Origin of the sequence: Paenibacillus forsythiae T98 (assembly GCF_000520735.1) — a bacterium.
GTDB classification, from domain to species: domain Bacteria; phylum Bacillota; class Bacilli; order Paenibacillales; family Paenibacillaceae; genus Paenibacillus_AQ; species Paenibacillus_AQ forsythiae.
This window is the reverse complement of sequence record NZ_ASSC01000076.1, coordinates 1-19,921: the sequence shown is the minus strand read 5'-3', so window position 1 is coordinate 19,921 and position 19,921 is coordinate 1. Positions and strand designations below refer to the sequence as shown.

At 50.4% G+C, this 19,921-nt stretch carries 21 protein-coding genes; 14 read left to right on the top strand and 7 right to left on the bottom strand.

What is annotated here, in order from left to right:
* From L692_RS0102755 to L692_RS0102735, 5 genes are all read right to left on the bottom strand, one after another.
* The coding region (locus tag L692_RS0102755; protein ID WP_025696990.1) for a sugar phosphate isomerase/epimerase family protein at positions 1 to 613 on the bottom strand (613 nt) is incomplete at its 3' end.
* Positions 614 to 661: 48 nt separating this feature from the next.
* Positions 662 to 1,837 (bottom strand): M24 family metallopeptidase, encoded by a 1,176-nt coding sequence (locus L692_RS0102750; protein ID WP_025696989.1) that lies wholly within the window; start codon positions 1,835 to 1,837, stop codon positions 662 to 664.
* Between the two features lie 84 nt (positions 1,838 to 1,921).
* Entirely contained in the window at positions 1,922 to 3,487 is a 1,566-nt protein-coding gene (locus L692_RS0102745) for an extracellular solute-binding protein (RefSeq protein ID WP_025696987.1), read from the bottom strand.
* A 24-nt stretch (positions 3,488 to 3,511) separates the two neighbouring features.
* Positions 3,512 to 4,384 carry a carbohydrate ABC transporter permease gene (locus L692_RS0102740; protein ID WP_025696985.1) on the bottom strand — a complete coding sequence of 291 codons (873 nt, stop codon included), beginning with the start codon at positions 4,382 to 4,384 and terminating at the stop codon, positions 3,512 to 3,514.
* A 24-nt stretch (positions 4,385 to 4,408) separates the two neighbouring features.
* Entirely contained in the window at positions 4,409 to 5,374 is a 966-nt protein-coding gene (locus L692_RS0102735) for an ABC transporter permease (protein ID WP_198027690.1), read from the bottom strand.
* 250 nt (positions 5,375 to 5,624) lie between these two features.
* Between L692_RS0102735 and L692_RS0102730 the strand changes: the two genes are divergently transcribed.
* A complete protein-coding gene (locus L692_RS0102730) occupies positions 5,625 to 7,973 on the top strand; it encodes a helix-turn-helix domain-containing protein (protein WP_025696981.1) in 2,349 nt (782 codons plus the stop codon).
* A gap of 199 nt (positions 7,974 to 8,172) precedes the next feature.
* On the opposite strand, the gene L692_RS0102725 is transcribed toward L692_RS0102730, so the two are convergent.
* A complete protein-coding gene (locus L692_RS0102725; RefSeq protein ID WP_025696979.1) occupies positions 8,173 to 8,748 on the bottom strand; it encodes an NAD(P)H-dependent oxidoreductase in 576 nt (191 codons plus the stop codon).
* Between the two features lie 120 nt (positions 8,749 to 8,868).
* Positions 8,869 to 9,171 (bottom strand): ArsR/SmtB family transcription factor, encoded by a 303-nt coding sequence (locus tag L692_RS0102720; RefSeq protein ID WP_036721615.1) that lies wholly within the window; start codon positions 9,169 to 9,171, stop codon positions 8,869 to 8,871.
* A 168-nt stretch (positions 9,172 to 9,339) separates the two neighbouring features.
* Here L692_RS0102720 and L692_RS0102715 point away from each other — a divergent pair, with 168 nt between their 5' ends.
* From L692_RS0102715 to L692_RS0102655, 13 genes are all read left to right on the top strand, one after another.
* Entirely contained in the window at positions 9,340 to 10,068 is a 729-nt protein-coding gene (locus L692_RS0102715) for a hypothetical protein (RefSeq protein ID WP_025696975.1), read from the top strand.
* A 41-nt stretch (positions 10,069 to 10,109) separates the two neighbouring features.
* The gene (locus L692_RS0102710) at positions 10,110 to 10,517 is read left to right on the top strand and encodes a GntR family transcriptional regulator (protein ID WP_025696974.1); all 408 of its coding nucleotides are present in this window, start codon (positions 10,110 to 10,112) and stop codon (positions 10,515 to 10,517) included.
* Between the two features lie 3 nt (positions 10,518 to 10,520).
* Positions 10,521 to 11,450, top strand: coding sequence for an ATP-binding cassette domain-containing protein (locus tag L692_RS0102705; protein ID WP_025696972.1), 930 nt, complete (start codon positions 10,521 to 10,523; stop codon positions 11,448 to 11,450).
* A 3-nt stretch (positions 11,451 to 11,453) separates the two neighbouring features.
* Positions 11,454 to 12,356: an ABC transporter ATP-binding protein gene (locus tag L692_RS0102700; protein WP_025696971.1), complete on the top strand. Its 903-nt coding sequence runs from the start codon at positions 11,454 to 11,456 to the stop codon at positions 12,354 to 12,356.
* Entirely contained in the window at positions 12,349 to 13,626 is a 1,278-nt protein-coding gene (locus L692_RS0102695) for an ABC transporter permease (protein WP_025696970.1), read from the top strand. The genes L692_RS0102700 and L692_RS0102695 overlap by 8 nt, the downstream gene beginning before the upstream one ends.
* 43 nt (positions 13,627 to 13,669) lie before the next feature.
* Positions 13,670 to 13,864: a hypothetical protein gene (locus L692_RS0102690; RefSeq protein ID WP_025696968.1), complete on the top strand. Its 195-nt coding sequence runs from the start codon at positions 13,670 to 13,672 to the stop codon at positions 13,862 to 13,864.
* 385 nt (positions 13,865 to 14,249) lie between these two features.
* Positions 14,250 to 15,308 (top strand): hypothetical protein, encoded by a 1,059-nt coding sequence (locus tag L692_RS0102685; protein ID WP_025696966.1) that lies wholly within the window; start codon positions 14,250 to 14,252, stop codon positions 15,306 to 15,308.
* Positions 15,305 to 15,517, top strand: a complete 213-nt coding sequence (locus tag L692_RS0102680) for a hypothetical protein (protein ID WP_025696964.1) — start codon at positions 15,305 to 15,307, stop codon at positions 15,515 to 15,517. Before L692_RS0102685 ends, L692_RS0102680 begins: the two co-directional genes overlap by 4 nt.
* Before the next feature lie 287 nt (positions 15,518 to 15,804).
* Positions 15,805 to 16,176 (top strand): hypothetical protein, encoded by a 372-nt coding sequence (locus L692_RS0102675; protein WP_025696962.1) that lies wholly within the window; start codon positions 15,805 to 15,807, stop codon positions 16,174 to 16,176.
* Between the two features lie 122 nt (positions 16,177 to 16,298).
* On the top strand, positions 16,299 to 17,396 hold the full coding sequence (locus tag L692_RS0102670; protein ID WP_025696961.1) for an ABC transporter permease: 1,098 nt from the start codon (positions 16,299 to 16,301) through the stop codon (positions 17,394 to 17,396).
* A 5-nt stretch (positions 17,397 to 17,401) separates the two neighbouring features.
* Complete coding sequence (locus L692_RS0102665; RefSeq protein WP_025696960.1) at positions 17,402 to 18,658, top strand: FtsX-like permease family protein; 1,257 nt, start codon at positions 17,402 to 17,404, stop codon at positions 18,656 to 18,658.
* Entirely contained in the window at positions 18,658 to 19,347 is a 690-nt protein-coding gene (locus L692_RS0102660; protein WP_025696958.1) for an ABC transporter ATP-binding protein, read from the top strand. Before L692_RS0102665 ends, L692_RS0102660 begins: the two co-directional genes overlap by 1 nt.
* A 239-nt stretch (positions 19,348 to 19,586) precedes the next feature.
* On the top strand, positions 19,587 to 19,921 hold a 335-nt coding region (locus L692_RS0102655; RefSeq protein ID WP_025696956.1), incomplete at its 3' end, for a PTS sugar transporter subunit IIB.

Here is a 19,921-nt window from a genome sequence, read left to right as displayed (position 1 = left end):
CCCCCGCCATAACCGGGTGCTCGCCCCGGATGAGCACGTTGGCCGTATCGAAGACGATGCCGATCACATCGTCGCCAACCGCTTCAATGAGCCGGAGAATTTCAAACGTGGTGATCTCCTCATGGGTTTCAAGGTTCAGGTGAACGCCAAGCTCCAAGGCGATGGGCTTCAGCTTCAGCAGGAAGCGGCGCGTGGCCTCAAGCTGCTCCTCCCAGGACACGTCCGTCCGGAAGCGGTCCGTGCCGAACCGCCCCTTGTACGGCTTCGCGCCGGCGGTGGAAATCCACAGCTCGCGGATGTCAACCTCCGCGCAGGCTTCCATCATCCGCCGAAATCCGAGCAGCGTATCCCCGCCGCCAATCGCCCGCACCTCCGGCGTCTCCGGAAGGGCATAGGGATTGACCTTCCCCAGCCCGGCCTCCAGGTAAAGCCCCAGCTCGTCGGCGCGCTGCCTGACCTCGCGGATCATCCCCCGGTCAAGCTCCGGGCTAACGTCCAGGATAGTGCGGAAGAACACGCCTTCCATGCCGAGGCTCCCCGCGTGGTCAAGCGAGCCAACCGGCCCTTTCGACTTCGCTGCGGGTATTTTTCTGCCGTCAATTCCAATACGCATCGTTGCTAACCTGCCTTTCTCTTATATGTGTGCTAGGAGATATGTGTACTAGGAAATCCGGTATATGCCGCGCGGGAACTTCGACGCCCAGGAAGCCCCGTCGCCGCCGACAATCGCCACATCGCCCGCGACCACATGCCCAAGGTCTGGAAGGGTGAAGTTCGGATGCACTTCATAGACCTGGTTCTCCATCACAAGCGGAGATTCCGTGTCGAAGGACTTATCCCGGTCCGCGAAGAGGAACGGCGCAATGCCGGGATCGACGTAGCTGCAGCTCATTGCATGGCAGGCCTGGAAGCGGAACGGGTCGGTCGCGCGGGTGTACGGGCAGTATTCGTCGATCATGGATTCCAGCACGTCGCTGATGGCATGGATCGGAGTTCCCGGCGCCATCTTGGCCAGCGCGGCGTCCTGCATCGCGATAATGGCGTCCGCCGTTTCCTGAAGCCGAGCCGAAGGCTCTTTGAATGTTCCGATGCGCAGCACCTGGGAGAAGTAGCCGTCAAGACAGATGGTAGCGCCGATCTGGAAGCGGGAATCCGGGCCGAGCGTTTCGGTAAGCTCGAACAGCTCGAACATCGTCTCGGCCGGGCGTTCGCCAATGGCGATCCAGCACACAGACATATCGGCGCCGAGTCGCCGGCCCAGGTATTCGACATCGGCCATAATGTCAGCCCCGGTCACGCCCTTGATCGCGGCGATGCTCATGGCGTGGGCGACAAGCTTGTCCGCCAGCGCGGTCGCCCTCCGGTGCTTCTCCGCCTCGAACGGCGTCCGCTCCAGGCGCTGCTTATTGATGATCGCATTGCCGTCTGTCACCTCATACGGCGAGAGCAGCGCGCGGAATTCCTCGGCTCGCGCCACTGTCAGATCAAATTCTCCCGCCTGGGCGACGGCTTTGCCGGGCGGGACCGCCGCAGACAGCACTTCCTTGGCCGTTCCGAACATGCTGCCCGCCTTGACCACCTGTCCATCATTGCCGAAGAACCGGACAAAGCCCCGGGCTCTGTTCTTGTCGCTCGTAATCAGCACCGGCCTGCCCTCGGCCGGGACGATGAGAATGGCATCGGAGTTCTGCGGCATCCAGCTCGTCAGATACCTTATAGTACCGCCGCTTTCCCCGGCGCCATTCCCGTACACCACCAAAGCATCAATGCCGCTTTTGGCAAGGCCGGCTTTCAGAATGGACATTCTTCGGCTTGTCTCGTTGGCAGGCATAAACATATCAATTCCTCCCCTTCCTATATCATTCCGCCCTCTTAATGAGCCGGGGCCGGAACTAGCGCCGGCCCCGTTGATCAAGTCTTGTTATTTCAGCGTAGAGTTGTAGACGTCCAGCAATTTGTCCACGCCCTTGGCATGAATTTCTTTCACATAGCTGTCCCATTCCTGATCGATGGACACTTTTCCGTACACGAACTGTTCCTGCATCTTGGCGTAATAGTCGTTGACACCCGCGATCAAGAGACTTTCCTCGTCCTTCTGATCGGTGCTGAGCTTCGGCACCTTGGCGGCCGGCGTAAACCAGTTGTTCTTATTGGCCTCTTCGGTATACTTCTCGAAATCCTCGTTGCCGAGAATCGTCGCGAACCACTTGAACGGCCACACCAGGGTGAAGGAGCCGTTGGCCGAACCGATATCCCACAGCGCTTTATTCAGGTTCTCCGACTGCTTCATTTTATCCGTGAATTCCTTCTTGCCGTCTTCTTTGACAACGTACGTGTCGCCTTCGATGCCCCATGTCAGCAGGTCGATGCCTTCATCGCTGTACAGGTAGTCGGCGAACTTCAGCAAGTCTTCAAAATAAGGCTTGTTCGCGGCGCTTGCCGGAATAACGGTGCCGCGATCGATACGGGTGCCCGCAAGCGCTTTTTCTCCGGCTGGCCCGGCGATCGGCGGGAGCATGGCCATCTTGAATTCCGGACCGGTGTTCTTCTTGCCCAGCAGATTAATATTGCTGATTTCCTCGCCGTTCCAGAAGAAATAGAACATGCTCTTGCTGGTGGAGAGCTTCTGATGCATCTGATCATAATTGGAAGTGAACAGCTCCGGGTCCGCCAGGCCATCCTTGATGAGCTTGTTTAAATAGGTGACATACTTCTTGTAATTTTCGCTGGTGTAAATATACTCGTATTTTCCGGTTTGCTCATTGAAGACAAAGCCTTTATAGCTTGGCTCAATGCCCCAGGCCGCGCCCCACATGCTTCGCAGATCGTCTGCGCTTGTGCCTGTGAACGGATAGCTGCCCGGATTCATTTCCTTCATTTTTTTGAGCACCGCATATAGTTCTTCTGTGTTCGTCGGCGCTTTTAGTCCATATTTTTCCAAAAGGTCCGTCCGGATCATCGGCGAGCGGTTATAGCTTGCGGACTGGGTAAGGAAGGGAAGCACATACAGCTTGCCGTCCGGAGACTTCCAGTTTTCCAGCTCGTCCTCCATCTTGAACTCCTCAATCCGCTTCTTGAGGTTCGGCAATTTGTCCATGTAATCGCTGATCGGGAGAAGAACGCCCGTGCCTCCCAGCTCAAGCACATTGGACTGGTTGATGTTCGTTACCAGATCGGGAATCTTATCCGAACTGAGCACGATTTTGGCCTTGCTCTGGTAATCGGATTCCGGCACGACCTGAAGGTCCAGCTTCACATTGTTGCGTGCTTGAAGCTCTTTGTACACGGGCCAGTCCTTGTTGAACGGGGACCCCGATTCGGAATACAGCATCGTCAGCGTTACCGGTCCGCCGCCCTCTTTGGCCGCGTCCGCGCTTCCTGCTTTATTGGCGCTGTCGCCGCAGGCCGCAAGCGGAATGGCAACCAGCAGGGAGAGAGCGGTAAGTCTCGACCATACACCGAATCTTGTGATTGACATCTTCTCCATAAATCATCATGCCTCCTAATGAAATTATCCTTTAACCGCTCCGAGCAGAACGCCTTTGGTGAAATGCTTCTGAACGAATGGAATGGTGCAAAAAATGGGCAGCGTTGTCGCCATAATGGCCGCCGATTGCAATGAAGCCGTAGACAGCTTCTCCAGATTGGTTCCCGTCAGGGCGCCGTTCACGAGATTGGCTCCGTCCAGAATATTCCGGACAATCAGCATGATGGGGTACTTGTCTGGACTATTCAAATAAATCAGCGAGTTGAACCAGTTGTTCCAATACATCACGACCAGGAACAGACTCATGGCGGCTATGATGGTTTTGGATAGCGGAAGCACGATCATGAACAAAATCTGAATCGGATTCAAACCGTCCATTAATGCGGACTCCTCGATATTCTCCGGAAAGCTCTGAAAGAAATTAATCATGATCATCAGAAAATACGGCGCGATGCTGAAAGGCAGCACGATGGCCCACAGCGTATCAAGCAGTCCCAGCCCTTTAATGAGCATATAAGTCGGAACCAGGCCGCCATTGAAGAACATGGTCAGCATAACGAGCCAAATCATTACCTTCCGCCCTTTAATGGGCTTGGACAGCGGATAGGCGCAAATGGTCATCATGAAGAGGCTGATGAGGGTTCCGACGACCGTCTGTACAATGGCGTTCTTGAACCCGCTTAAGATACTCGGATGCTGAAAAATAAATTTGTAGGCCTCCATATTTACACCGATGGGAAGAAACCTGACCTTCCCGCTCGTATTCGCAGCCGAATCGCTTAACGAAACAGCCAGCAGATGAAGAAAAGGCAAAGTGACACCGCAGACGACCAGGGCCATAAATAAAAAGTTTATGGTGCTGAACACACGGAACTCCAATGTTTTTCGATAATGCATGCAGGGCACTCCTTCCCGGCGGAATTAATAGAGCGAGTAGCGGGTAACCTTCCTGGAAAGGTAGTTGGCGGCTATGACGATGACAAGCCCCAGAAATCCGCTAAACAGCCCGACTGCCGTCGCATAGCTGTAATTGCTGCTCTCCAGCCCCATTCGGTAAACGAAAGTTTCGATCACGTCGCTAACCTGGGAATTGCTTGGCGTATACATCAGCAGCACCTTTTCAAACGCTACAGTCATCAATTGCCCAAGCGATAAAATATAGACAACGGTGATTGTAGGCATAATTTGCGGTATGGTGACATGAATGATTTGCTTCAGCCGCCCCGCGCCATCCACTTCCGCGGCTTCATAGAGCTGGGGATCAATGGATGAGATCGCGGCGAAGAAGATGATCGAGTTCCACCCGGTATACTGCCAGACTTCCGAAGAAATATACAGGGCGCGGAACCAGCCGGGCTCATTCATGAAGAAGACCGGATCAATGCCAACCATTCCCAGCGCCTTGTTGACCAGACCGTAGGTTGGCGAGAGCAGCTCCTTCATCAAACCGACAACGACGACGATCGAGATAAAATTGGGAAAGTAAGAGATCGTCTGTACCGCACTCCGCAGCTTGCTCGACTTGATTTCATTGACGAGCAGGGCGAACAGAATCGCGATCGGCACCGTAATCAGCAGATGATAGAAGCTTAAGAGCCAGGTGTTTTTAAAGGCTGCCCAAAAATTGGGGTCCCGAAGGAACAGCTTGAAATATTTTAGCCCCACCCATTCTTCGCCGTAGATGGACCCGCCCGGAACAAACTTGCGAAAAGCCAGCACGTTTCCGATGATCGGGCCGTAGCGGAAGACAACAAAATACAGGATCGGAAGGATTAGAAGGATATAGTAATGAATATTTCTTCTAAGATAGACCCCTGAACGTATACGCCTCATTCCTTTCTGTTTGATAACCAAGCTGTTCTTGTCCTTCGCTATGGTGTTGTCCATGTGCGATCATCCCCTTTCTTGGCTGCTGCCCCCACCCTTATTAAAAGCCACGGGCGCCTTCCGGCGAAACAGACACTTTCGACATGATGTCACAAAAATTGACCTGATTGACGGTTTTTCGAGCGTACAAAAATGATTTATGTCTCATTTATAGCCTTTATACGTCACATTATGTCACATTTTGTTGACAGGTTAATCTTTTTGAGGACATAATATAACCTAACTTATCTTCAGGGGGTAGAAATTACAGATGCTGAAGATTACGCGTTCATGGATGAGGGGGGCCTTTCGGAGCTTGCTGTACCGCTTTTTCTTTTTCTTCCTCGTCGTCTCTCTGCTCATTCAATTAATCAACCTGATCACGTACCGCGTCAATTTATGGTATTTCGAATCCGAACTGGAGCAGAATTACAATAAATCCCTGTCCAATATTGCGGACGGTCTGAATAACGTGTTCACGGGGATCTACAATTCCAACTATCTTCTTTCTCTGGATGCGGATGTGATGCAGCTGTTCTCCTCCGGGTTCAACGTGGATCATCCGTCCCAATATGCCGTGGTGTCGCAGACCGTTCATTCCCTGAGCCGGATTAGCCGGATGGGGGAGTATGTAGACCGCGTATTTATCTATAAAAAGAAAGACGATCTCATCATCAGCGATCAGGGCACTTATTCCGGGACCGATTTTTTTGGCCGAAAAAATGCCCTTGAACAATACCCGAAGCCGTTTTGGCAAAACTACGGGTCGCAGAGCCGGCCTTTTCAGATTCTCCCTCCTTCGAGGTCAAGCTCACGGAACGGCGCGTACATCCTTCCTATCGTGCAGACGGCCATTGCCGAATACCGGTCCAATGATCTGTATGTCATCAATCTCAAGGTCGATCCAATTATTGAGTCGCTCGCAAGCTCCAAGCTGACGCCGAACAGCATGCTGTTCATTGTGGATGACAACCGGCAGCTTATCGCTTCGACCGAAATGAACGCGCCCAGGGAAGACGTGCGGGATTTCGTGAAACAGTTCCAGTCCTCCGGCTCCCCCGTTCTGAGAACGGCCGTAGGGAACAAGGATATGCTTGCGATTCAAACGAGCACCCGTTTTGTCTTTAAGAACCTCAATATGATTGCCGTGGTGCCCGTCTCGGACATTCGCGACAGCATGAAGCATGTCAAATATTGGGGAGCGACGCTGTCGTTGATCGCGCTTGTCCTGTCGGTTCTTCTCTCTTTCCTGTTCAGCAAGAAGCTGTATGCGCCGATTCAATCGCTTATCGTAAAGATATCGCCGTCCCCGGAGCCGGCAGCGGATGAATACAAGGTGCTGGACCGGGAATTTCACCGGATGATGGACAATATGGATCTATTGAGCAACAGTCTGACCTCGATCTCGCCATTTGCCCTGGAACAGTGGGTCGTGCGGATGCTGCGGTATAGCCGGATTCCAGGCGAACAGGACATTGCCTCTTTTCTGGAGAAGTGCGGGATCATGTTCAAGCATGAGCATTTCGCCGCGGCGCTGATCCGGACCAAATTCACGAAAGCCTTCTATATGGATTACAGCAACGCGGAGCAGAATGCGTACTACGACAAAATGGCAAGCCTGCTCAAAGCGCATAAGCTCTCCGAATATCAGAGCCTTGTGGTCGAAATCGAGTCGAATGTGTTCTGTCTGGTGATCAATCTTCCGCAGGATGCGGACCGGGAGAAGCTGGCGGATTATTTTGAAGCCCTGTTCGGCCTGTTCCGCCATGACGAGGTTCTGCATGATCTATTTATCGGGATGGGCGATATTCATCAGGGCTTTGACGGCCTTCAGGAGTCGTATCTGGAAGCGATGAAAGCGATGTGGCGGCTGTCGCCGTTCGACAATAAGCGGATTCACTACTACCAGAAGGAAGATGAAGAGTCGGTAACTATCCTGCTGGGCACGAACGACGACAAAAAAATATTCAACCTGCTCGCGTCCGTCAAGCGGGAGGAGCTGTTCGAGCTGCTGGACAAGGTTATTCGGAACCATGTGGCGATGGGGCTGAGCGATTTTACGATCAAAGAGCTGTATATGCATCTCTTCGTGATCGGGTCGCAGGTGCTCAAGCATAAGGACAAGACGCTGCCCGAAGCGACGTACCGGGAATACATCCGCATGATCCTGTCCGAGCATCCCCTGTCGGTGGACGGCATGACGGAATTCATTTACGGCTATTTCAACAAAATCATGGACACCATCGAGCCGCAGACCGGCAAGCTGGAGTCGCTGGCCTTCAAGCCTTTCATCGACGCTAATTACCAGGAGGATATTCATCTGGAACTGCTTGCGGACAAGTTCCATACGACGCCGAACTATATGTCCCGCCTGCTGAAGAAGGAGCTCGGCAAGCCGTTCAACCAATATTTGCAGGAGCTGCGGGTGCAGAAAGCGAAGGAGCTGCTGGCGAACTCCACGATGCTGATTCAGGACATTTGGGCTTCGGTCGGATTTAACAATCGGAATACCTTCATTCGCGCTTTCCGCAAAATCGAGGGGATTTCCCCGATGGAATACCGTCTCCAGCATGCGCCGAACCCGGAAGAGGGCGGATTTAAGGAGACGGAGGGCGAATAGGGGAGAGTGATACGGGAAAATGAGGCGGGGAAGCGGCAGGCTTCCGGCGGCTGTGGATCAAAACAAACAGACTGCTTTTAAGCGGAAATAGCCGCTTAAGGGGCAGTCTGTTGTTGTTTGCGCGCCGGCCGGGGGGATTTAAAGTTCGGGCGCCCATGCGCTATCAGGGTTAGGTACCCGTACAGCTATCGCGGCGCGGTTAACCCCGCTTGCCGGAGAGAGCGGTAAGCCCCTCCACATAGTCGGCGTAATCGGCGGCATACTTCTCCAGCTGTTCGTCGCTCACTTCGCGAATTCCGCCCACGACAAAGGGCGGGCGGTAGATCATCCCGGTCAGGTTGGCGGACTGCTGGAACGGCCGCAGCAGCTCGCTGTAAGAATAATTATGAAAGCCTCCGGCTTGATACATATTCTCTGCGCCTCCCGAAGAGGTCGCTATGAGCAGCTCCTTGCCGCTTAGCTTATCGCCGCCCTTGCCGTGCGCGAAGCCGAGCTCGAACACTTCATCCATCCATTTCTTCAGCAAGGAAGGCGAGCTGTACCAGAACAATGGAAATTGAAGCACGATACGGTCGTGAGAGGTTAGCAGCGCCTGCTCTCGGGCAACGTCGATCTTCTCGTCCGGATACCTCTCGTATAGCCGGTGAATGGTAACATTGCCTCTCCGCTCAAGCTCGGCCGCGAGTCGTTTGTTAATCCGGGATGTCTCCAAATCGGGATGCGCAACGATCACGAGCGTTGCGGCGCTGCCGGACGGGGTGGAAGGGTTGGACATAGGGAACAGCTCCTTTTTTTGGTGTTGATAATTCGGTAAAATTACAAATCTCGAATTATCGATATATTTTGTATATAAAAACTGAATTCAACGCTTTGGTTTGAATCCAGTCTTTATGACTTACAGGTCATGCTGAATGTAGGAAGCAATTTCTTGGATTGCCTCTTCATCTCTTCTATAATATGTCCATTTGCCCAGCCGAGTCGCATGCACTAGCCCCGCCCGCTGCAGGACGGACAAATATTGAGATGTAGTCGATTGAGTCATGTTCAGTTTCGCGGTAATCTGGCTGACGCATACCCCAATCTCAATAAGATCAACGCCTCCCTGGGGTCCAAAATGGGCCTTGGGATCTTTTAACCATTCCAGGATTTGAAGACGCGCTTCATTAGACAGTGCCTTGAATACTTCAATGGGGTCAATTGGCTTCATGCCACCATTATATCGATGATTTACGATATGTCAATACCAATGACTGGAAAAAATCTTGTAATATCTGATTGACTTTGGAAAAATAAGGACATATACTGTGTATATAGATATACACAGTAATCACACATAATCACTTAATTGAAGCGAGGTTAACCATTAATGCAGATATGGAAAGATTCCTGGTTCATGATCCGGGGGGATTTGCGGGGCGGCAAGATCAGGCTGATACTCACCGCGCTGTTTACGATCGTCTTTATGTTTTATTTGGCGGGACTGACGGGACTATTCTTCAACGAAGCGGCGCAGACCCATCAGAGGAGCGTGTTGCCCGACTATTTCCTGCTGGCTATAGTTCCGTTTCTCGGCTTCGCGTATTCCCGCCGTACGATGAAATACTGGAGCGCGGATTCCTACACGAAGATGCTGGCTTACCTGCGAAGCCTGCCCATCCCGCTGAGTGCCGTCTTGTGCAAAAGAAAGCTGCAATCCGTCATGTGCTTCGCGCTGAACGGCGTTTTGTTCTTTGGATTGGTCTACGCGCTCGCCGGCCATCTGAGAGCTTCCCTTTCTCCGCTCGGGTATGTCGTGTTCTCCATCACCTGGATTGGCTATGGATTGGCAGTGATGGGCTTGTACATTTTTTTCGAGTTTTTGTACAGCGGCAAAGCTTATTTTTGGCTCCTTCTATTGACGATGCTGATTTCTTTCGGAGGGGCTATGCTGGTGAAGCTTTCCGGCGGCAATCTGCTGTTTTACAGCCTCGCTTGCTCGAAGGAGTGGGGGCTGCTGTCTCCCCTGATGTGGGGAACGCTGCTTGGGGGCACGGTATCCGTGCAGTTGTTCTCCAGATGGACGATTCACAGATTGAAGAGGCGGGACCTCGTATGATGGCGGGGGACGGATCGGCCGGAGGGAAGGCGGTGTAGGCAGTGTGGATTCCTGTACAAATTGATGACAAAAGCGCGGAGCCGCTGTACCACCAGATCGAGACGCAGCTACGGTCGCTGATTATCAGCGGCAATCTTGCGGAAGGGACGCTGCTTCCCTCTATCCGGGAATTTGCAGGCGACTTGAAATGCAGCGTGATTACAGTCCGCCGGGTATACCAGGATCTGGAAGGGGAAGGGCTGCTGCGTACCCGGCAGGGAACCGGAACCTTCGTCTCCCATGTCGGAGACGGGGCGAGAGCCGAATACCGGAGGGAGACGGTCCGCAAAGCGCTGGAGGCGGCGGTGGATGCCGGACGTTCCGTGCAGTTCGGTGAAGAGGAGCTGAATGAGCTTTTTCAGGAAATTGTAAAGCGTAAATATGGCGAAGCGGACAACAAGGGGGAGTGAGGCATGGTTCGACTGGCGGTAGAGCTGCGGAATGTGATCAAGAAAAGGCATTCCAAAACGATTGGGCCGATCAATCTGGAGCTGCCGGAGGGGCATATTATCGCGCTGGTGGGGCAGAACGGTTCAGGCAAAAGCACGCTGCTGAGCATGCTGCTGAAGCTGGCGCTTCCGGAAGAAGGGACCATATGCTGGTTTGGCAGCAGCGTCGAAGGCGAGCTTCCGATAGAGATCCGGCGGAGCATCGGCTATGTGCCGGAATCCCCGATTCATGAGGAGAGCCACTGGACGCCGGAGGAGGCCGCCAGCTTTCGCAGAAGGTGGTATCCGGACTGGGATCAGGCGTATTTTCAGGCGCTGCTGGATGAGTTCGAGGTGCCGCAGGGGATAAGGCTCGGCAAAATGTCCAAGGGCGAGCGCCGCAAATTCGAAATCGCCGCCGTTCTTGCCGCCGGCCCGAAGCTGCTCTTGCTCGACGAGCCTTCGTCGGGGCTGGACCCTTTTGCCTGGCGGATCATGATCGAGACGCTCCAGCGCTATATGGATGAGCGGCAGGCGACGATCATCATTTCTACGCATATTGTAGAGGAGGTGCGCCGGCTGGCCGACTACATCATCCTGTTGCATAAGGGGAAGCTGCTCGGCATGGCGGAGAAAGACGCGCTGCTTGGCGCATGGAGCGAAGTTTGGGTCAGCGCGGCGGATGAAGCGGAGCTCGCGGAGCTTGCGGCCGAGCTGCCGGAGGCGCTGGAGCTGAAAATCCAGACCCCGGGCATGGCAAGGATGATTACCTCGCGGATGCAGGATTTGGAGAAACGCTTCTCGGATTTGGGCATAAAGAAGATCAGGAGCCGCATCCTGGATTTGGAAGAGATTTTGAGTTTGTGGACCATGGGACACCGTCCCGAGCTTGCCGATTTAAAGAGAGGGGATTGACGAATGGAAGCATTGAAGCTGGAAAAGGTAGTCAAGCAGTACGGCGACAAGACGGCGGTGAACGGAATCAGCCTCGGGGTGGAGCGGGGAGAAATTTACGGTCTGCTCGGAGCCAACGGCGCGGGCAAGACGACGACGATGCGGATGGTGCTCGGCCTGATTTATCCCGACGGGGGGAGCATCCGATATAACGGCAAGCCGTTCAGCAGCGAGCTTCAGGCCATCATGGGCTATCTGCCCGAAGAGCGGGGGCTGTATCCGAAGGTAAAGGTCAGCGAGCAGATTAACTACCTGGCGCGTCTGCGCGGCATGTCCGCAAGCGATGCCGACAAGAGCCTGCGGTATTGGCTGGACCGCTTTGACGTGCCGGACTACTATAATAAGAAAATCGAGGAGCTATCCAAGGGCAATCAGCAAAAAATGGGCTTCATCGCCGCCGTTGTACATAAGCCGCAGATTCTCATTCTGGACGAAGCCTTCAGCGGCCTCGATCCGGTCAACGTTGAGCTGCTCAAAGATACGGTCAGGGAGCTTCGCGATCAGGGAACGAGCATCTTGTTCTCCACGCACCGGATGGAGCATGTCGAGGAGCTGTGCCGCCATATTACCATTCTGGACCGCTCCAATACGGTGGTGCAGGGCGACCTTCGCGAGATCAAGCAGGGCTATCCGCGCGAGGAGGTGCTGCTGCGGACGCCGGGCGAGCTGACCGGGATTGACGCCATACCGGGGGTGACCGCCGTGGAGCGCCAGGAGCGGGGCTATATCATCCGCATTGCGGAAATCGGCGCTGCCCAGCGCATTCTGAAGGCGGCGCTGGAGCAGGGCGAAGTGGAGCATTTTGAAATCAAGGAACCGACGTTAAACCAAATCTTTATCAGAGCGGTGGGTGAGTCTCATGAATAAAATGGGCACAATTATCGGATTCACGTTCAAGAACAAAGCGAGAACGAAATCCTTCCTGATTACGACGCTGATTATGGTCGTGCTGCTGAGCATCGGAATGAATATCCCTTATTTGATTAAAGTGTTCAAAGGCGAGGACGGGAGCGGCGCTCCGAGCCCGGGCGTTCACATTGCCGTCATTGCGGAGAACGACAGCCCCGCCTCGCAGCTTCTGCAGGCTTACGCCAAGCAGCCGGGCGTGGACGCGACAGTCACCCCGTACCCGACAGCCGATGACGCCGGGCTGAAGCAGGCGCTTTCGGATGGAACAGTCGACGGATATCTCACCTACACAGAGAAGAGCGGAGCGGGGCTTAGTTCGGTCGTCTTCCATTCGGCGGACGACAGTGCCAAGGCCAAGACCTTCCTGGAGTCCGCGCTTCAGCAGGTCAACGCGCAGCTTATCGCGGGCGACCGGCTGACGCCGCAGCAGATTGCGGCTATGAACGCGCCGGTGCCGCTTGGCACCGAGAAGATCAGCGCGGACGGAGAAGCGGCTCAGGATAAATCGCATCCGTTGATCAACTATGTTATTGTCTACGTCCTGCTGATTCTGTTCTTTATGTCGATTATGATGACCGGCAATATGATTGCGGCGGAGGTCACCTCGGAGAAGAGCTCGCGCATCATGGAGATTCTGATTACGAGCGCCTCGCCGCTCGCGCAGATGTTCGGCAAGGTCATCGGTATCTTCCTGGTCGGCCTGCTGCAAATCGCCATTATCGCCGCCGCCATCGCCGCCAACCTGATGCTGCCGCATAATTCGGGCATTCTGCAGGATTTCAATCTCGACCTGGGACAGCTCAGCGTCGGTCTGCTACTGTACGGAATCGTTCTGTATATTCTCGGCTATTTCATGTTCGCCCTGATGTACGCCGCCGTCGGCTCCATCGTCAGCCGTACCGAGGATCTCGGGCAGGCCGCGATGCCCATCATGATGCTCGGCTTCGTGAACTTCTACGTTCCGCTGTTCAGCATTTCGGTCCCGAACTCTCTGCTGATTAAGGTCACTAGCTTCATCCCGTTCACGTCGCCCCTCAGTATGCTGCTCCGGATCGGCGTCGGCGATGTGGCCGCATGGGAAATTATCCTGTCGCTGCTGCTTCTGCTCGTTACGATCCTCGGCCTCGGCTGGCTGGCCGCGAAGATTTATCGCACCGGCGTCCTGATGTACGGCAAGCGCCCGAGCATCAAGGAGCTGCGCAAGGCGATGAAGGCTTATAAGATCTGAGCGGGATAGGAATCGGTCAAGACCAATATAGGGAGTGGGAATAATGGATAAAAAGCATCAACAAAATGTAGCAATGCTGTTCTTGGCCTCTTTTTCCTCGCTTACCGTAAGCCAAATCATTCAGTCTAACGGGAGCAATCTGATGGATTTCACGCAAGGAGTTCTAACCGGTATAGGCATTGCGGGCATGCTGCTGGTCATCGTAACCTTTGGCAGATATAATAAGCGCAGCCAATAAGAACGTATCTTGTGGCAGGGTTAATACAGTTGATTGACAGGCTCATCCGCGGCTGAAGCGGGTGGGCCTTTTTGAATAGCTCTTTCCGTGGCGAAGTAGAATCTTTACTTCCTGAGTATTGATTATGAAAATAGTGGTTCGCGATATAATTGACTTACAGCTGGCTAAGGAAGGTCGGCAGTCATAAACAAAGTACAAATAATTCAAAGAGATGCGAGAAAGCAGTATAATGTTAAACTTGGAAGCAGGACTGTAACGGTTACTTCTGTAGCGAAAGACAAGACTCTGCATTAGCAGCATGGTAGTATATTAGAAATTAGTAGTCAGATAGTGACCCGGTTACGAATCAGTACCGGGTTTTCTTTTATAATTAGGAGGGAAGCAGATGAGTGAGATGACCACGGCTATTCTGATTTACCATCAGAATCTGGAAGAATTGCAGACCTGGGTTCGCAAGAAGAAGAAAAACGCTTATATTCTTCAACTCACGGAAGATTGGATCGGTCTGTTCATCGAAAACGATCTGCGCGTCGGGGACAAATGGGCGGGAACCGCTGCGGCAGAGCTGCAAAAGCCGGTACTCTTTCTGGGGAATTATGATGAGTTCGGCTGGAAAGCGGACTTCTGGAAGAAGGGAAGCAGGGTGGTACATATTGATCTTCCCTTTGAACAGCCGCGCAAAGCAAAGGTGGAAGTGGAGGATGGCCAAGTTTGGAGGGCGTACGCCTCCCGTCCCGAATTGGTGGACCAACTGCATACGCTGCTCCACTCTCCCCGGCGGCTCGACCCCGGGGGAGTGGACCTGCTGAAGAAGGCATTCGGCCTGGAGAGTGTGACCTTTCTCTCTTATGACTATCTCTATACGTATTCCGGGGAGGCATTGAAGGAGGGGGACATTATCGAAGTGAGCGGCCGTAAACGTCCTCAGTTGAAACAAATCATTCTGGAGATCTTTAAGGAACCCCTGGAGCAGAAAGGATATCAGTTGCATCCCGAATCCGGAGGAAGGAATATGCAGCATGAGTATATATTTTCCAAATATATTGGTTCATACCGGTATCAGGTGCGTGTAGAGAACTGGGATAAGAACAAGCTAAATTTAAACTATTATCCTCCCTATAAATTACGCTCTGTTGAGAAATGGCTGAACGACAATGGTTATCTCCCGGAATTCACCTTTATCAACGAACTACAACTGCGGACGGTGCTGACGGAGATGCTGAACAGTGTAATGACGAAAGGACTGCCCTGGCTGGAAGCGCAGCATATTGAAGAATTGGATCTGAGCGAGGCGTTTCGTGAACTTTTAGATCCGATCATGGAAGACAGAGGCTTTTATCGTAAAAATACCTGGGAAGATCATGAAAGCAAATACTGGCATATGGTACGCTGGAGGGGAACTGGCGGATTTTATTCTCGCAAAATAAGGGTGTTGCTGCTGTGAGCATTTATATGCGGCGATTTAATGAAGCGGTAAAGATGTTCTTTGATTATCCTGCTAAAAACACAGAGCCATTTGATAACAGGTTCTACTACAAAACGAAACAAGAACTGGGAGAACAGCTTGCTGGAGTAGCTCATGCCCTTTTTGAGTTAATGGAACGTGAGGCAGATTTAAGTTTTTATGATGAATTAAGAGGAACGGATTTCTGAAAACAAGATGTATCATGTATAACTGAGTCGATTTATATAATTTGAGACAGATGCAGTGCAGTGTACCAGTAGGGTCAAAACCTTGATCTTACTGGTTTTTTCATGTTTTTCCTTGCGAAATACGAGAGGATCAATGGAAGTGAATTAAATCAGGAGGAGTAAATAATAAATGTAAAATACATGTAAAATTTATGTAAAATATATGAAATATAGTAGAGTGTTTGGTATTTAAATGCTAGAATATGGATGTGGCCACGAAAAAATACAAAAGGAGTAGATCTTTGATTATGAAAAGTCTCTTAAAAAAATCATTAACTATGCTAGGGGTAACGGTTTGTGCAGTGAGTACCCTATCTTCGGTATCCTATGCTTCAATCGCTTGGGATTCTGATGCAACCTGGACCGGAATTGGAGGGAAGGCAAATGTATATGCCTACACCGCTCAGACAAATGAACCTTACAATTACAAAATGACTGTTGAAGTCAGCACCAATGACGGTACATACCGGTTTGAACAAAAAAATCCGGCAGCCGCAACTGACACCGTATCTCTTAATTACACTACTAGCGGAGCAGTAAGCAGCGGTACTTCATATCACGAATGGATTATGGTCGGTGAAAGTGGCGGTGTATCGAAGAACGTAGACTTTCACTGGTGATAGTGGCAATGTATCGAAGAGTGTAGACTTTCACTAAGGAAGCTTCTTTCGAGTAAATGCATTCCAAAACGTGAATACGGCGAATCCGCATTATTCACGTTTTGGTTATTTTGGAGGACAACATGCGACGGATCTTAAATGATATATGGATAAGCAAAAAAATATTCACCATGCTTTTTATCGGGTTCCTCTTAACCCTGCTACCTATACTAATAGCTCTCTCCACCCGAAATTACTATGACGAGCATTTTTATTATTCGATAAATGGTCATTATAAATACTATTATTCCATAACATTACAGAACATTAAGAAGACCGACTTTCTTACCCTTCAAAATATAGCCGATTCCAGTTTTTCAAGTTCAAGTGTCATTACAAAGGATATAACGATTATGGAGCCGGAAATAGGCCCGATTCAAGTCGTTGGACTGCTTAACAATCTCTGGAAACCGCCTTTACTTCAAGGAACCGGAATAGAGTCTGATGAAGCGAATGAGATCATTGCAGGGAAGTTGATATCCGATCACGTCGGAACAATGAAAATAATGGGTAAGGAATACCATGTCAAGGGCATTGCAGGGAAGGATGCGGGAAGAGACTTAATCAATGTCTTTAATTTTAAAATGTATGTCTACTTGAACGAGATACCTGCCTCAGTGAAACGTATCTTTGACAAGCAAGATGCTCTGGAGCTCCTTGTCAGGTCCAATCAAAATCCGAAGAATGAGATGAATCGTTTCATTTCGGAGGTTAAACAGCATGATCCTGAAGTAAATGCGAGCACGGATAATGAGTCTCCGAAATATGAGGCGGAAAAAAATTCAAGACAAGGCGTAAAAGAAGTGCTCAGTTATCCTTATAAGCTGTTTCTGATGGCTTTAATTAATTGTGTGAATGTGAGTTATCTCTGGATATATGTGAAAAGAAAGGAAATCTCGCTAAGAAAAGCATTAGGAGCGAGTAATCTGGCTCTCTTTGTATATATTATGAGCCAGTTATCGATATGCGCCGGATTGGCGGCAATCTTTACTTTCTTCGTTCAGTGGTTGCTAACGGGTCTGAATTTGACGATTGTTAACAATACAAGCTACTTCGTCAGCTTAAACCTCGGTCACATTATCATCGGTTTCCTGGTTACACTTTCCATTGCATTTCTTACTTCGCTCGTCCCGCTTCTGCATATTTTGAAGATCGAACCGGCCAGGGCATTAAAGGAGTAGACTCTATGTTTAGAATAAAGGATGCGCTTAGAGCATTGAGCATAAGATGGGTGATTTCCATCCTTCTGCTTGTTCAGTTTACCTATGGGTTATCAACCATCGCAGGCACGGGCAATATCTTTTTCAACTTGCACTATCTGAAAATTAATTCCGTTTTGGACTTTGACAGTACCTATTTGGTCGTTCCTGGAAGGATAACCAATGGCCTTCAAGATGAACGATATACGAAAGAACAAGTGGAAGAGATTTATAACAAGCTTAAAAATCATAAGGATGTTATTTCGTTTGGTACATACTATGCGGACAATATCGTACTCGATACGAAGACTCATCCTCTTGACAGCCGATTGATCGCTGAGTTTACCAAAACCCATGTGGGATTCAACGATCCATTTATTAATACAATTGTGATTGATGAGAATTATTACCGGCTTTTAAACCTGAAGCTAAGCAGCGGACATGGTTTCTCTGCTCAAGACTTTAGAAAGAACAGCACTCAGGAAGCCAATATTCTTGCGGGTTCCTATTTTAAGAAATATTACAAGACAGGCGATCTCATTAACGATCAGTACAGAATTATTGGGTTCTTGCCTGACAAGTATATCGTAAATAACAATACATCCAACGTATATTTAAAGCTCGATAAGGCGATGATCCTTCCCATGCCTGAAGATCGGTATAACGACTATAATCTAATGCTTTCGAGATTGCATTTAACTACGATTTTGAAGTTACGGCCAGGGGCGAATCTGGAGCAATTGACGCAGATCATTCAGTTTCCAGGGGATGATGTGAAATTAAGTCTGAGAAATTTAGGCGAAGACATCCGGCACAATATTGCAGACAATACCTATTCGGAAATTCCTCAAATGGTGTTAGGGTTGTCCTTTATCCTGTTCTCGGTCATCGGCATCGTAGTCACTACGATGGTGTCTATCATGATCAGGAAAAGGGAGTTCGGCATAAAGCTCGCTCTTGGTGAGAGCACACTCGGGATATTTAGTCAAATTACAATCGAGAATGTGATCATTGGAATCACCGGTATAGGATTATCCCTGGTACATTTCATGTGGAAGTACAAACGCCTATTGCAATTTTCACGTGAAATGAATCTGGCAAGTCCGCTGGACTTAAAAATGAACGGTTCAATCCTTATCATCATTTTCTTGGTCTTCATGACTATTATTTCGATTTCAAGCTTCTTTGTATATCTGTTTCTTAGAAGACAGGAGCTAAAATCATTAATCGGGGGCATGGAATGATGGAGCTTATCAAGCTAATAGATTTAAAAAAAATATATAGTCACAAATACAATAAGACCTTTGCTTTGGATGGCATAAACCTGAGCATCAAGCAAGGCGAACTGATTGCGGTTATGGGACCGTCAGGCTCCGGGAAGAGCTCATTGTTACATATACTGGGCTTGATGGACTCCCCTTCCGAGGGTGAATTTCTTCTGAACGGGAAATCTCTTCAACAAATCAAAAAACATAAGGTTCATAAGACGAGAAATCAAATGATTGGGTTTGTTTTTCAATATTTCGCTTTATTAAAGGATTATTCAGTAATTGACAATGTCACATTGCCGCTCATGTACAGAAAATCCAGACATAAAGAAAGAATAGCCAAGGCCAAATTGTATCTGGAGAAAGTAGGCTTGAAGGAGCATATCTATAAAAAAGCCGATGAATTGTCGGGAGGGCAGCAACAGCGGGTCGCCATTGCCAGAGCGTTAGTGGGAGAGCCTGAATTGATTTTGGCCGATGAGCCAACCGGGAATCTGGATCGAAGAACCGGAGAGGAAATTATAGATATTCTACAGCAGTTAAACAGCGAAGGAAAGACCATTGTTATTGTAACTCATGATTTGGAGGTTGCGCGAAAATGCAACCGAATCATTGAACTAATTGATGGAAAAATCCATACGGATCAATTCACAAAGAGTCTATAAGGACCAGAGATTCAAGCGAATTTCTACGAGAAACGGAAGCCCTCCTCCTGCGGGGACGGCGCAGCCGTTTCTTTTTGTGTTCTATGGGGACAGTGGGAATTTTCCCTTGAGTTTGACACTTTTCCCGGTTTGATAAGCGCTTTCCTAACTTCCTTCAAATGTATTGTTAGCGTTTTCCTATGGTGATATTCTCTGTTCATAGCCATAAAGAAAACACTTTCAAAAAGGAGATTAGAGATATGGGTATCGTATTGGCGCGAATTGATCAACGTTTGATTCATGGAATTGTGGTAACACAATGGGCGGGACACACAAGAGCCAAACGGCTGATGGTGGTGGATGATGCGGCGAGTAAAGATGAGGTCCAAAAAACAGCGATGCGTATGAGCAAGCCTGCCGGAACCGGGATGTCGATCATTGATACGGATACGGCCATTACCAACTTCAAGGCCGGAAAATATGACGACCACAACGTGCTATTGGTTGTTCGGGAACCGGAAACGCTACTGAAGCTGGCTGCGGGCGGCGTGCAAATTCCGAAGGTCAATGTCGGGATTATCTTCGACGGCGAGGG